We start from the raw sequence: 14,462 nt of genomic DNA on the forward strand, positions 1-14,462 counted from the left end.
TGGACAGGCATTTTGTCCAGGGCCCCCCCCTTTACTTCTTCTCGCCGGTGGGGATCCGGAAGCCCAGGCTGAGGATCATTTCATAACAGCCAAATGCCTGACGTGCCTTACCCTCGTATACCTGCAGACCGGAATAGCGGGCATAATCCAGCTTATTGGAATACTCCAGGTAGACATATTTGAAAAAAGTCGCACGTATACAGCCTTCTAGGCCGATGTTCCATCCGCCGAATTGAAAACCCGCGTCATTATGATGTCCAAAAAAGCTGTTATCCACATGAGGGATCACAGGTCCGATGCCTCCCTTTGCCAAAACGTCCAGCTTCACTTTCCCGGAGGACAGCGGCACGACATGCCAGCTCTTGACGATATTGAAGAGTAAAAAGTTGGCTCCATTATTCAGATAGTAATAAAAACCGTTGTCAGCGTTGAAGGCGACAGTTGTATCCACCTGGCGGTGATTCAGCGTACCCTTCAGATGGGCGTCCTGGTCGGCAAATATGAATTTGGTATGGTCGAAATTGATCTCGAAGCCCCAGCCCTTTTCTTCATTCAGCACGAACCCCACGCGGTAATTGTATTGCGGAATGGTCAGGGCCTTTTGAAATAAACCTTCGTCCCATCCCCGGTGATCGTGACCTTTGATACTCTTGAAGGTATAGTCATTGCCGAGCGACGGCTGGGAAACGTGTACGCTGCTACGGGTATACCATTCTGTATTGTATCCCCAGGAGAAATAAACTTCCTTGATGAAATGCTTTTTCTTTTTCCCCTGCGCGCTGCTGCAGTAAGGGAGAAGGCTAACGAATACGATAGAGGTAATGCTCTGCCAGATACCAATTTTTGACTGTCTCATAATCAATGCCTGTTCGGATAAGAATCTTTTTGCACGGCGAAATTAGATAAAAAAGGGATAACTCCATTATCAGGCATCATATTCCAATACTGGTCTCAGCCACCGCTCCACCTCACCCAACGGCATTCCTTTCCGGTCGGCGTAGTCCATTACCTGGTCCTTCTCTATTTTACCGACCCCAAAGTACTTGCTTTCCGGATGGGCGAAATACCAGCCGCTGACAGAAGCGGCGGGATACATGGCCAGTGACTCCGTAAGGATGATCCCTGTGTGCTTCGTAGCATCCAGCAGGGCGAAAAGCTTGCGCTTTTCCGTATGATCCGGACAGGCGGGGTAGCCTGGTGCGGGACGGATGCCCATGTATTCTTCCTTTATCAACTGCTCATTGCTCAGGTGCTCTTCCTTCACATAACCCCAGAATTCCTTGCGTACCCGCTCATGCAGCAGTTCGGTAAAAGCTTCCGCCAGCCGGTCCGCCAGGGCCTGTAAGGTGATCTTGTTGTAGTCATCATGAGCAGCCTCAAAACGTTTGATATGCGGTTCGATCCCTTCAATGGTGACGGCAAATCCGCCGATATGGTCCAGCTTGCCAAAAGACTTCGGCGTTATAAAGTCACTTAGGGAGATATTGGGTTGCCCCGGCGCCTTTTTGATCTGCTGCCGGAGGAATTCCAACCGTACGGGAGCATCTCCCGCATCGACAGTCACCGTATCCTTTCCGTCTGAAGTGGCCGGCCAGAAACCAATGACCGCCCGGGCCTTTAGCCATTTCTCCTCCACGATCTGTTTCAGCAGGGCCTGCGCATCATTGTACAATTTTGTCGCTTCAGATCCCACTTTCTCATCTGTCAATATCTGCGGGAACTTGCCATGCAGCTCCCAGGCAATAAAGAAAGGACCCCAGTCGATGTACGGTACGATCTCAGCCAGGTCATAACCATCGAAAGCCTTCGTTCCGGTGAACCCCGGTCGTACAGGATTGAACTTTTCCCAGTCTATCTTCACCTTATTTTCCTGCGCCTGTGCAAATGAGAGGTATTGTTTGGCGGACTTCTTATTGGCGAAATCCTCTTTCAGCTTACGGTATTCCTCTTTGATCGTCTTGAGAAAATCAGGTTTTTGCTCCTGGCTCAGCAGCGAACCTACGACAGTGACGCTGCGGGACGCGTCCAGCACGTGTACCACGCCCTTTTCAAATTCCGGTGCGATCTTCACCGCGGTATGCATACGGGAGGTGGTCGCTCCCCCAATGAGCAGCGGCACTTCAAAATTTTGTCTTTTCATTTCCCTGGCCACATGTACCATCTCGTCCAGTGAAGGGGTGATGAGCCCGCTGAGCCCGATGATATCTACCTTTTCCCTTTTAGCCGTCTCCAGGATCTTGTCCGCCGGCACCATTACCCCCAGGTCGATGATATCGTAGCCGTTACACCCCAGCACAACGCCGACGATGTTCTTGCCAATATCGTGTACATCGCCTTTCACCGTAGCCAACAGTATCCTGGCGGCCCCGGCCGATTCTCCATTCGTTGTGCCCGCCGCCTCGTGCGCCAGCCTGCGCTCCTCTTTTTCCTGTTCGATGTAAGGAGTGAGCACGGCAACAGACTTTTTCATCACGCGGGCGCTTTTTACGACTTGTGGCAGGAACATCTTGCCGCTGCCGAACAGGTCGCCTACCACGTTCATGCCGGCCATCAGCGGCCCCTCAATGACCTCCAGCGGCTTGGGATATTTCTGCCGGGCCTCTTCCGTATCGGCATCTATATGTTCGGTGATGCCATTGACAAGGGCATGCTTCAATCTTTCTTCCACCGTCCCCTTACGCCAGGCTTCGTCTTTTACCTCCGCTTTGTCCTTTGCCTTGACGGTTTCGGCAAACGCAAGCAGCTTATCGGTAGCTTCGGGGTTACGGTTGAGGATCACATCCTCGCACAGGTCACGGAGCTTGGGTTCAATTTCGTCATATACCACCAGCTGACCGGCATTGACGATACCCATATCCATTCCCGCCTTAATGGCATAGTACAGGAACACGCTGTGCATGGCTTCCCGGACAGGCTCGTTGCCCCGGAAAGAGAAGGAGATATTACTGACGCCCCCGCTGATACGGGTGAGGGGCATCCGCTGCTTGATCTCTTTGATGGCCTCGATGAAATCGACGGCATAATTATTATGTTCTTCGATGCCTGTTGCGATGGCGAAGATATTAGGATCGAAAATGATGTCTTCCGGATCATAACCTACCTTTTCAGTCAATATATCATAGGCCCGTTGGCTGATGTCAACTTTTTTGCGAAGGGTATCCGCCTGCCCGCTCTCGTCGAAGGCCATCACAATGACTGCAGCGCCATAGCTCTTACAGACGATGGCCTGTTCGATGAACTTCTCTACCCCTTCTTTCATGGAGATGGAGTTGACGATGCATTTTCCCTGTACGCATTTCAATCCGGCCTCGATGATGGAGAATTTCGAGGAGTCGATCATGATGGGGATCCTGGCGATATCCGGCTCGGCCTGCAAAAGGTTGAGAAAGGTCTGCATGGCTTTTTCTCCATCCAGAAGGGCGTCGTCCATATTGACGTCGAGGACCTGGGCCCCGTTCTCCACCTGCTGGCGGGCGACACTGAGCGCCTCCTCATATTTACCTTCCCGGATCAGACGGGCGAACTTCTTGGAGCCCGTGACATTCGTGCGCTCCCCTACATTGAGAAAATTCGTTTCAGGTCTTACCACTAATGGCTCCAGGCCTGCCAATCGCAAATACGGTTTAATAGTAACTGTTGACATCTTATTAGTTGATCAAATCCATTAATCATTTAAAATTTCCCTGGCTCATAGCTCACAGCTTTCAGCTCTCAGCTCAACGCTGCTTCCACCACCGGCAGCGGTCTCGGCCGGATAGTGGCTACATGTTCCGCAATATGACGGATATGGTCCGGGGTAGTGCCGCAGCAGCCACCCACGATATTGACAAATCCATTTTCCGCCCATTCCTCGATGAAATGCGCCGTTTGTTCCGGCTGCTCGTCGTACTCTCCCATCGCATTTGGCAAACCGGCGTTGGGATAGGCCGAAGTATAACAGGCCGCAATCTGGCTCAGTTCCTCTATATGACTGCGCATTTCCACCGCGCCAAGGGCGCAATTGAGTCCGATGCTGAGCGGCTTGGCATGCATGACGGAGACATAGAAGGCTTCCAGGGTCTGACCACTGAGGGTCCTCCCGCTGGCATCTGTGATGGTGCCGCTGATGAGGATGGGCAGCTCCTTTTGTTTCAAATCCCGGAAGTATTTCTTGATCGCGAATATGGCAGCCTTTGCATTCAATGTATCAAAGATCGTCTCTATCAGCAACAGGTCAACACCCCCTTCCACAAGGCCCTTTACCTGCTCGTAATAAGCGGCAGCCACCTCATCGAAACTGACGGCTCTGAAGCCCGGATTATTGACATCCGGAGAGAGGGACAATGTCTTGTTCATGGGGCCGATAGCGCCGGCAACAAAGCGGGGCTTGCCAGGATTACGGGAGGTATAGTCATCCGCCGCTTTCCTGGCGATGCGGGCAGCAGCCACGTTGATCTCGAAAGCCAGCGATTCCATATGATAGTCCGCCATGCTGATCACCTGGGCATTGAAGGTATTGGTCTCGATAATATCGGCGCCTGCTTCCAGGTATTCCCGGTGAATACCTTCGATGATATCGGGTTGGGTAAGGCATAACAGATCATTATTCCCTTTGAGATCGGACGGCCAGTCTGCGAAACGATGCCCGCGATAGTCTTTTTCCTCCAGCTTGTGACGCTGGATCATGGTACCCATGGCCCCGTCGATGATAAGTATTCGCTCTTTCAGGCAGTCTTGAATTGTCTTCTTCATGATTTTGCTCCTTTCCCGTCTTTCCTTACGGTTTTGATTCCTCTTCCTGCGGATGCATCCATAAGGGCTGCATCTTCCCGCATGCCGAGTAAGATTGACAAAATGTGCAAACGCTTTTAAAAGAGAAAAATTTTCTGAACGGATAACAACGAGGGAAATAACCTGGATGGGAATAAAAAATGATTATTTCAAACGTTTATTAGTTCAGTTTTTACTTCTTTGCAGAAGCGCTGGCGTTGACCGGACAGGCTGAACAATAAACAAATCCGCCTGTTCCGGGGGCAAAGGTACATAAAAATATTGATAACAAGGTCGGCCAGCGGACATAGGGTGCATCTCCGGGGCATTACCTCCCCGCCATATAGCTTTCTATGGGCAGGCGGTTCGTAATGCTTCTCGCCAGGGTCATTTCGTCCGCATATTCCAGCTCCCCGCCGAAGGCGATACCCCTGGCAATGGTGGTAAATCGGGCCCCGCTGCCCTGTAAACGCTTTTGGATATAATATATGGTAGTATCTCCCTGTATAGTAGGGTTGAGGGCGAAAATGAGCTCCTGTGTATGCTCTTTTTGTACCCTGTTCACCAGCGCCTCGATATTCAGCTGATCGGGACCTACCCCATCCAATGGAGAAATGATCCCCCCTAATACATGATAAGTGCCGCTATATTGTTGCGTGCTTTCGATAGCGATCACTTCGCGTATGCTCTCCACCACACAGATCAGCTCCTGCTTCCGGAGGGAATTGGCGCAGATGGAACAGATATCGGCATCGGCTACATTGAAACAGCGCTGGCAAAACTTGATCTCCTGACGCATCCGGATCAGGGTCTCCCCAAATCCCTGTACCATCGAGGGATCTGTCTTTAGCAAATGAAGCACCAGGCGGAGGGCCGTTTTCTTTCCAATACCCGGCAGCTTGGCAAACTCATTCACTGCGCTTTCCAATAGATCAGAGGAAAATTGCATACCATAAAGATACGGCTTCTTCCGCCAGGAAGCCGCTTTACAGCGTAATATCTACATCGTTATCCCAGTTGGCTTTGACAGTCAATTTCTTCTTGATGGGGACCACCCGTTCAGGCTGCCGGTGCTTGCCGAAGAACTGACCGGCATCCCAGACGCCATTGCCATTAGTGTCGTACAGGACACGGAGCTCATACTCTCCAGGAGCAAATAGCAGCTGCCGGAATTCCTTCCCATTCCTGAACGTATAAGTAAATTTTATGGCATCCTGGACGACGAACTGCAGAACGGGCTTCCTGGAAAGGTCCAGATTGAGGATCCGGACCCGTACTTCGCCATATTCGATGTCTTTTTTCGTGCGGAAGCTAATAGTGTCAGCCTTTAAAAGCTTCCTTCCTGAAGTGTCCTCGGCAAAGTTCTTCGGAAAGATAAGGTGGTACTTGGTGTCCGTCGGCCAGTTGTATAGCATGGCAAACAATTTTTTGGTCGAGTCCCGTTTGAACTGGTAATTCCGGGGGTCGATGACCTTAAAGTCATCATTTGTAAATTGGATCATGGAAGAGTCAAATACCTTCAACGGGGTGGCAAAAGTGATCTTCATTGTATCCAGGATGTCGAACTCTCCACTTGAGATATTCACCTGCAGCTGCAGCCGCTTGTCTTTCTCTTTGTCCTTTTCCTTCTCCTTGTTGGCGATAGCGCCCTTATTCTGTCCTGAGGTCCCGCTTTTCGATGCTCGTTTCACCGTATCCGGCTCCACAAAGGCATACAGCGTGCTAGGGGGAGTGCCGGGACCAATGATCACGGGCGTATCGGAAAAGGCAAATAGTGAGGCTGCAGACAAATATCGCCGGGTGCCGCCCTCGTCCTTCATGGCATAAAGGGCATATTTACCCGGCTCGAGGTAGCGGAAGGAGAATCGGCCCATACTGTCCAGCCGGGCGACATAACGGGGCTTTTCCTTTACAACGGCCGAATCGTCCAGGTTCTTATGCAGCATGACGATCAGCGTACTGTCCGTTTTACCCGTATTCGCCACCAGCACATTCCCTGAAAATCGCATGGAGTCGATATACCTGCCGGTGGAAAAAACATAGGTGAAATTCTTCATGATATTACCTTCATTGACATCCCGGATGGCATTGCCGAAATTCAGGGAGTAGGTGGTATTGGGCTGCAGCGTATCCTTGATACGTACGGTAAGGGTCCTCAGTTTCGCGTCAACGATTGGTTCGGTCTTCGGGACAGGCGAAACGATCAGCTCCGTCCGCACATCTTTCGGATCGATATATTCATTAAAGGTAAAAACGATCTTGTTGGCATTAAAAAGCTTGCTGGAATCCCTCGGTGTGACAAATACAAGCTTCGGAGGCAGTGTATCCCGGGGGCCGCCCAGTGGTGGTACGATATTGGCGCAACCGGTATTGCCCAGCATGCTGACAACGGTGATTAAAAGAAGAAGAAATGACGGACCGTTCTGGATCTTCATGCTGTAAAAATACGGGGATTGATGAAAGTTCCTTCCTAATATTAGCTTAAAACTACCTATGCATCCTCCTCTTCCGCCTCCTCACCGATCTCATGCAATTCGACGGCAAGGTTGTTTGTCTTGACAAAATTACACCAATGACAATCCGGTTTTCCGCACCCCGTATAGAATTCCCGGTCCTGGATGCGTCGCCAGGTGGACTCTATCTGCTGGATGACAGTGGTGATATCGGCAGGCGTGATCAGGATCTTCACCTTGCGGTATTCCTTTTTTTTGTCCGGCTCGACAAAATCGAATTCCGTGCTGACCACTTTCCAGTCCTTCTGTTCATAGCTATCCACCAATATCTTATAAAATACGGCCTGCCGCCAGTAATCCCCGCCGTTAGGGGCCTTTGGGTTGGGCGGCGCCAGCTTTTCCCTCGCCTTATCCACGTCCCCCGTCTTATAATCGACGACGTTGACCTCTTTTCCCTGGAATTCCAGCTTGTCTAATTTGCCCTTCAGCGGGACTCCCTTTACCATCACATTACGGATATTCCTTTCCACCGCCACGATCTTATTCCACTGGAAGATATATTTGTCGTAATAGTTGCCCAGGACCTCCATACCATATTCCATCCGCCGTGCAAAGGCTTCCCGGGTGAAGATCTCCCGGTGACGATGCATATACCATATGAAATCCTGCAGCATCTCGTCTTTTTGCGGGAATTGCTCTGCTGCATGGGCCTTCATCTTTTCAAACAGCCGTTGCAGCGCAAAATGCACGGCGCTCCCGAATTCGGTGGCTTCGTTTTTGGGAGAAGGTATCCTTACCAGGTTCCGGTAATAAAACTCCAGGGGACACTTGAGATAGTTGTTAAGCGCCGTTACATTCATGATGAACTTTTCCAGCATGCGGGTAATGAATGCTTCTTCCGCTGCCGCAATCTCAGGCGCCACTGTTTCAGTAAAAGGCAGGGAGGCAAAGTCCGCATTGGCCTCCTCCGGTACCGCCACCTTCTCCACGGACAATGCATGCTGATCCAGTATCTCCACAATAAAAACAGAAGGTTCCAGCTCCTTACCATCCGGACGATAGCGGGAATAAGAAATGAACAGATGTTGTTCCACCCGTGTAAGCGCGACATAAAACAGCCTCCGCAGTTCTTCCTCGTCAGAGGCCTTGGAATCACCGTTCACCCGGGAGGAGAACAGGGTATCCGGATACCTGTAGCCTCCGCCCGGCTTACGTTTCTTTTCCCAGGTGGCCGCATTACAACCGGCGAAAAATACATATTCGAATTCCAGACCCTTGGAGCCATGCGCAGTGAGGAGATTGACGGCCTTATCGCTCCCCGCCACCTGTATCAGGGGAAGAGAGATGCCATTGTCCTTCATCAGGTCGATCATCTGGACCAGCCGCTCCAGGTTCAGGTCCGGATCACGCCGGGATTCTTCCTTAATGAAGTCGAACAAGGCCGTAATGATCTGCATCAGCCAGATCTTCTCGGGGCTTTGCATGATGTAGGCCAGTACTCCCGTATCCCGGATACAGTTTTCAAATAAGGTCTGTAAGGTAACATTCGACGCATCCCCTATCAGTTTTTCCAGGGCCCGGCTGGCCTTTTTCATACCCTCCGGCAGACCGCTGTCGAATAGGTCCCGTGCCGGACGACCCGCTTTTTCAGAGAGCAGGCGCCGGATGGAAGTTTTCTGATCGCTGAACTGCCGTTCAGCCACCTCTACGGATAGCTTGGCGATTTCGAGTGGAGGGATGGAGAAAAAGTCGAAATGCAGGATCTCGAACAGCATTTCATCGCCGCCATAAGGAGCGTCATGCTCCGCAGCCAGGTATCGCAGCAATAAGATGATCTTTTGTGCAAAAGGGACTTCAAACAGGTTGAGACTGCGCTTGCTATACACCGGTATTTTCTTCAGCTGCAGGAAACGGGCAAGCTCCTCGCCATATTTGTTTTCCTTATAAATAATGGCGATCCTTCCCGGAGCAACTCCCTCTTCTGTTACCAGTTTTTCAACATGGAGGGTAATATCCGTCATTTCCTCCCGGGGATCCTTGTATTCCAGGATATGGGGGGGGTATTTCAGGTGGCTGATGAGGGGATGACTGGACACCAGCTGTTTGGACAGACCGGGGAGCTGGCGGACCAGCCGCTCCATATTCTTATCGATCAGGGTCTTGGAGATATCCAGGATAGGCTGGGTGGACCGGTAATTATTGGTAAGGACCACGGTAAGCAGATCCTTTTCATATTGATGGGCGAAATCCAGCATATTCTCCACGTTGGCGCCCTGGAAACGGTAGATGCTCTGATCGTCATCTCCCACGACAAATACATTCGGCTGCGCCCAATAGCTGATGAGCAGGTTTACCAGCCTGTTCTGGGTACCGCTGGTGTCCTGGTATTCGTCCACGAGAATGTATTGATATCGTTCCTGGTAGCTGGATAGTAATGCCTTGTTCTCCTCGAAGGCCCGGATCACCCAGTTGATCATGTCGTCGAAGTCATAGCGGTTACGCCGCCGCATGAGGTCCTGGAAGCCGTCGAACTCGCCTACGGCAGCGCGCAGCTTGCCCATCTTCTCAGCCTCCTCTGCAATCTTGTCCGTGCGGACATCCCCCTTTTTGAATTCCTTCGTGGCACGCTTGGCTATAAACTCATCCCGGGTGGGAAGTTCCGCAAGGTATTGATCGATCTTTCCATTGATAAAGGCAGGCGTCCAGCCTTCCCGTTTCATAGTGGAAAAAAGGTTCTGCAGGTTGCTCATCTCAAAATAAACATCCCCCCGGTAGCGCTTCAACGGATGGTTCTTTGGGAAGGCATCGATCAGGGTCTTGAAAAGCTGGATCTTTTCAAGGTCGGAGATAGGATCCAGCGATGTCTTCTCGAAAAGAGGCAGATTTTCCTGGATGATGTCGTTGCAAAAGCTGTGAAAGGTATGAATATGAACTTTATAGGCGTCAGGACCGATAAAAGACAGCAGACGCCGTCGCATGGCAATGGCTCCCGCATCCGTATAGGTCAGACAAAGGATGTTTTCCGGGGATATATCCGTATTCAAAAGTATCTTCCCGATACGGGCTGCCAGGATCTGCGTTTTCCCTGTGCCGGGCCCCGCAATGACCATGACAGGCCCCTCCGTGGTGTCAACGGCGAGCCGCTGCTGATCGTTCAGCTTTCGATATTCTTCCCGGAAATGTTGCTGGAGTTTCTCCCTTTGAATGGACATAATATAAAGGTACACCACCGGCATCAATCCACCATTTAGTCCGTTGTCGCCTTGCCTATCCCATCCCGGGACTACTTTTGCCATCGATGCTCCGGGCCGCTATACTCCTGGAAGGAAATTCTAAACGGGTTTATCCGAAAAACAATAGGTAAAAACACTTATTCGTCTGCTGTATAAATCCCTAATTTGGAAAAAGTTGCCCAATAAATTGGAAAATGTCTTGATATGGGAATAAATTAGCCGATTCGACGTTAGAATCATATCCCTATATAAACGCAAATATGAAAAACCATCATCCTTTCAAAGTATTTATCGTCGAGGACGATGTCTGGTATGGCAGTATGCTCCAGCATTACCTTTCCCTCAATCCCGAGTACGAAGTTAAAAGGTTTGAATCCCCCCGGGAGTTTTTCGCGCAGTTACATGAGAATCCCGATGTGGTGACATTGGACTATTCCTTGCCGGATTGCGATGGGGCGGAGGTCCTGAAAAAGATCAGGGAGCACAACCCCGATATACGGGTCATCGTCATTTCGGGACAAGAGGATGTCGCCACGGCTATCAACCTGTTGAAGAACGGGGCCTTCGATTATATCGTGAAGGATGACGACACGAAGGACAGGCTCTGGAACAGCATTTTGCACCTGCGGGAGATCAGCAACCTCAAGCAGGAGGTGGAGACCCTGAAGACCCAGGTCGGACGTAAGTATGATTTCTCCCAGATGATCCTGGGGAAAAGCGAGCAGATCGAAAAAGTTTTCTCCCTGATAGAAAAAGCCGCGAAGACAAATATTACCGTGTCGGTCACCGGTGAGACGGGGTCCGGGAAGGAAATGATCGCCAAGTCCATCCATTACAATTCCGAAAGGCACAAGCAGCCCTTCGTGGCCGTGAATGTGGCAGCCATCCCGAGAGAACTGATCGAGGCCGAGTTGTTCGGGCATGAAAAAGGTGCGTTCACGGGAGCCGTCACCCGCCGGATAGGGAAGTTCGAGGAGGCGGATAAGGGTACGCTGTTCCTGGATGAGATAGGGGAGCTGGATATCAATTTGCAGGCAAAACTTTTGCGTGTTCTGCAGGAGCGTGAGATCACCCGCATCGGCAGCAATACGGTTACCAAGATAGATGTTCGCATTGTCGTAGCGACGCATAAGAACCTGCTGGAAGAGGTGAAAAACAAGAATTTTCGCGAAGACCTTTATTACAGGTTGATCGGTCTGCCTATCTATTTGCCGCCGTTGAGAGAGAGGGGTAATGACATCCTGATCCTCTCCAAGCATTTCATCGACGGCTTCTGTAAGGAGAATAAGCTGGATAAAAAGACCCTGTCCCCCGAGTCTCAGCAAAAGCTGATGCAATATCCTTTTCCCGGGAATGTCCGTGAGTTGAAGTCGGTGGTGGAGCTGGCCGTCGTTATGGCGGATGAGGAGGTGATACATCCCGAGCACATTACATTGAACACGTCGGCCAGCATTGCTGACCTGCTCAACAAAGAAATGACCCTTAAAGAGTTCGAAATACAGATCCTGCAGCATTATTTGGACAAATATGACAAAGACGTTCTGCTCGTCGCCAAAAAGCTGGATGTAGGCAAGTCCACGCTTTACCGTATGATACAGAACGGGGAGCTCAAGATGAAGTAGACCTATCCCTTTAAATCAGCGTCTGCATGAATTTGCCACAAGAGTTGGTCAGAAATTATAGTTTTTACGAAGAGATACTGAACAAGATCCCCGCGGAGATCATCGTTGCAGATACGCAATACAGGTATCTTTTTGTAAACCCCGGAGCCGTACCGGACCCGCATCTTCGGGAATGGATGATCGGCAAGACCAACGAGGAGTTTTGCGCGTATGCGGGGCGATCGGAAATGACGGCAAGGTCCCGGCGTCAGGTATTTGGAAAAGTGATGCGTACGCGGCAGATGATAGAATGGAGCGAGGAGATAAAAGATGAAAAAGGCGGTTTTCAACATTACCTTCAGACGGTATACCCCGTATTGGATGACAACGGGGAAGTGCGATGGGTGATTATATATGGCGTGACTATCACGGAGAAAAAGGAGTTCGAAGAAAAGGTCAGGCGCAGTGAAAAAAGGTACAGGGACCTCTTTAATTATAGCCAGGCCCTCATCTGTACACATGATATGACAGGGAGGCTGCTGGCCGTCAACCCGGAGATCTGCAGGGTACTCGGCTATGCCGAAGATGAGATGCTGGGCAGCAGGATCCAAAATTTTATCCCTGCCGAACACCAGGAAAAATTCGAGCAGGAATACATAGACGCCATACGGACGAGCAACACCGCCGTCAGCGGCGTGTTTTGCGTCTTGAATAAGAAAGGCGAGCGGATCTATCTTTTGTATAAGAACTATAGGGTAGAGGAGCCCGGCCTGGAGCCTTATGTGATAGGCTTTTCACAGGACATCACGGAGAGGATCCACATGGAGAAGGAGCTGCGCTACGCTAAAAAGGTTACCGACGAGGTCGCCCAGGCGAAAGAGTCTTTCCTGGCACATATGAGTCATGAGATCCGCACGCCTATGAATGGCATCATGGGAATGGCCAGTTTGATGGCCAAGACCAGGTTGGACGACCAGCAACGGTATTACCTGAAATTGATCCAGGAGGCTGCCGGCAGTCTCCTGGTGATCGTGAATGATATATTGGACCTGGAGAAGATCGTGGCAGGCAAGCTGCAGCTCGAGAAGATCAACTTCAAGCTCGTGGAAAAGATCACCTCCTCCATACAAGCCTTTATCCACAAGGCGGAGGAAAAAGATTTAGGCCTAATCTTCCAGAATGGGATACCGGCAAATATGGTAGTGAAGGGCGATCCTTACAGGCTGAGCCAGGTGTTGAATAATATATTGAGCAATGCCTTGAAGTTTACGGAAAAAGGAAGGGTCACCATCGTGACAGGCATTATTGAACAAAACGAGGAATGGGCCGTTGTGGAAATTGTCGTTAGTGATACGGGCATCGGGATAAGCAAGGATCGTATCCGTACAATTTTCGAACCTTTTGAGCAAGCTGATGCCGCCATCTCCCGCAAATACGGGGGGACAGGCCTGGGACTGACCATCTGCAGGAATATGATCGAAATGCAGAATGGCGAATTGCTGGTGCAAAGTGAAGAAGGAAAAGGATCCGCATTTACTGTCCGGATCCCCTATCAATTAAGTATGGAAGCTATGCAGGAAAATGAAACCAACCAGGATATTGATTACAAGAGCCTGGGACACAAAAAAGTATTAGTGGCCGAAGATGTGGAGCTTAATCAGTACCTTGCCCGGCATATACTCGAATCATGGGATTTTGAGGTCACCATCGTTAGCAATGGGAAAGAAGCGGTTGATCAATTACAGGTAGAACCTTATGATTGCATCCTCATGGATGTGCAAATGCCGGAAATGGATGGTATGGAGGCAACGAGGCATATCCGGCAGCTGTCTGACCCCGCTAAGGCAAATATTCCTATTATAGCCTTGACAGCGAATGCGCTCAAAGGAGACAGCGAGCGATACCTGGCAGCTGGCATGAATGATTACCTGGCAAAACCTTTTGATGAAGCCAGGCTATTCCGGGTGATCTCCAGGAACCTGACCGAAGACACACCTGGTTTGGCCACAGAAAAGAATATTCCCTTCAAAAACCATACAAGCATGTTACCCGAAAATAAGCTGTACGATCTGTCCATGGTACAATCGGTATCGGGAGGCGATGAAAGCTTTATTAAGAAAATGGTGGCTCTTTTTATCGAGACAGTACCACAAAATCTGGAAGAGCTGGTCAACGCCACCCAGGAGGAAAATTGGGACCAGGTAGGCAAGACGGCGCATAAGCTAAAGTCTACGGTAGACTCCATGGGGATCAAATCCATCAAACAGGAGATCCGGACGGTGGAGGCCAATGCCAAGCAAAAAACGCAGCTGGAGGAGATCCCGGCATTGGTAAAAAGGATAGGATCAGTCATCCATGAATGTATTGGTCAATTACAGTCCGAGATCATGCCGTAAGGTCGTCCCCCCCCCGCCGGAATAAGGGTT

At 50.4% G+C, this 14,462-nt stretch carries 8 protein-coding genes; 2 read left to right on the forward strand and 6 right to left on the reverse strand.

The window, feature by feature from the left end; translation table 11 throughout:
- Positions 1-31: 31 nt before the first annotated feature.
- The 6 genes from Q4E93_RS23640 to Q4E93_RS23665 all read right to left on the reverse strand — a co-directional run bounded on the left by Q4E93_RS23640 (position 32) and on the right by Q4E93_RS23665 (position 10,498).
- Positions 32-856 carry a hypothetical protein gene (locus Q4E93_RS23640; protein ID WP_303589531.1) on the reverse strand — a complete coding sequence of 275 codons (825 nt, stop codon included), beginning with the start codon at positions 854-856 and terminating at the stop codon, positions 32-34.
- A 69-nt stretch (positions 857-925) separates the two neighbouring features.
- Entirely contained in the window at positions 926-3,643 is a 2,718-nt protein-coding gene (gene metH / locus Q4E93_RS23645; protein WP_303589533.1) for a methionine synthase, read from the reverse strand.
- Between the two features lie 68 nt (positions 3,644-3,711).
- A complete protein-coding gene (locus tag Q4E93_RS23650; RefSeq protein WP_303589535.1) occupies positions 3,712-4,731 on the reverse strand; it encodes a homocysteine S-methyltransferase family protein in 1,020 nt (339 codons plus the stop codon).
- 346 nt (positions 4,732-5,077) lie between these two features.
- Positions 5,078-5,698, reverse strand: coding sequence for a recombination mediator RecR (recR, locus tag Q4E93_RS23655; protein ID WP_303589536.1), 621 nt, complete (start codon positions 5,696-5,698; stop codon positions 5,078-5,080).
- A 37-nt stretch (positions 5,699-5,735) separates the two neighbouring features.
- Positions 5,736-7,184, reverse strand: a complete 1,449-nt coding sequence (locus Q4E93_RS23660; RefSeq protein WP_303589538.1) for an Ig-like domain-containing domain — start codon at positions 7,182-7,184, stop codon at positions 5,736-5,738.
- 56 nt (positions 7,185-7,240) lie between these two features.
- Positions 7,241-10,498 carry an ATP-dependent helicase gene (locus tag Q4E93_RS23665; protein ID WP_303589540.1) on the reverse strand — a complete coding sequence of 1,086 codons (3,258 nt, stop codon included), beginning with the start codon at positions 10,496-10,498 and terminating at the stop codon, positions 7,241-7,243.
- Positions 10,499-10,695: 197 nt separating this feature from the next.
- Here Q4E93_RS23665 and Q4E93_RS23670 point away from each other — a divergent pair, with 197 nt between their 5' ends.
- Complete coding sequence (locus Q4E93_RS23670; protein ID WP_303589541.1) at positions 10,696-12,057, forward strand: sigma-54-dependent transcriptional regulator; 1,362 nt, start codon at positions 10,696-10,698, stop codon at positions 12,055-12,057.
- Positions 12,058-12,083: 26 nt separating this feature from the next.
- Complete coding sequence (locus tag Q4E93_RS23675) at positions 12,084-14,432, forward strand: PAS domain S-box protein (RefSeq protein WP_303589543.1); 2,349 nt, start codon at positions 12,084-12,086, stop codon at positions 14,430-14,432.
- The last annotated feature ends 30 nt before the right edge of the window (positions 14,433-14,462 follow it).

Source organism: Flavitalea plasmicola, from assembly GCF_030546645.1.
Taxonomy (GTDB): domain Bacteria; phylum Bacteroidota; class Bacteroidia; order Chitinophagales; family Chitinophagaceae; genus Puia.

Bases quoted from the DNA above. Each gene is read 5' to 3' on its own strand.
- Q4E93_RS23640 (WP_303589531.1), bottom strand. From the start codon at position 856: ATGAGACAGTCAAAAATTGGTATCTGGCAGAGCATTACCTCTATCGTA.
- Q4E93_RS23660 (WP_303589538.1), bottom strand. From the start codon at position 7,184: ATGAAGATCCAGAACGGTCCGTCATTTCTTCTTCTTTTAATCACCGTT.
- Q4E93_RS23670 (WP_303589541.1), top strand. From the start codon at position 10,696: ATGAAAAACCATCATCCTTTCAAAGTATTTATCGTCGAGGACGATGTC.
- recR (WP_303589536.1), bottom strand. From the start codon at position 5,698: ATGCAATTTTCCTCTGATCTATTGGAAAGCGCAGTGAATGAGTTTGCC.
- Q4E93_RS23650 (WP_303589535.1), bottom strand. From the start codon at position 4,731: ATGAAGAAGACAATTCAAGACTGCCTGAAAGAGCGAATACTTATCATC.
- Q4E93_RS23675 (WP_303589543.1), top strand. From the start codon at position 12,084: ATGAATTTGCCACAAGAGTTGGTCAGAAATTATAGTTTTTACGAAGAG.
- Q4E93_RS23665 (WP_303589540.1), bottom strand. From the start codon at position 10,498: ATGGCAAAAGTAGTCCCGGGATGGGATAGGCAAGGCGACAACGGACTA.
- metH (WP_303589533.1), bottom strand. From the start codon at position 3,643: ATGTCAACAGTTACTATTAAACCGTATTTGCGATTGGCAGGCCTGGAG.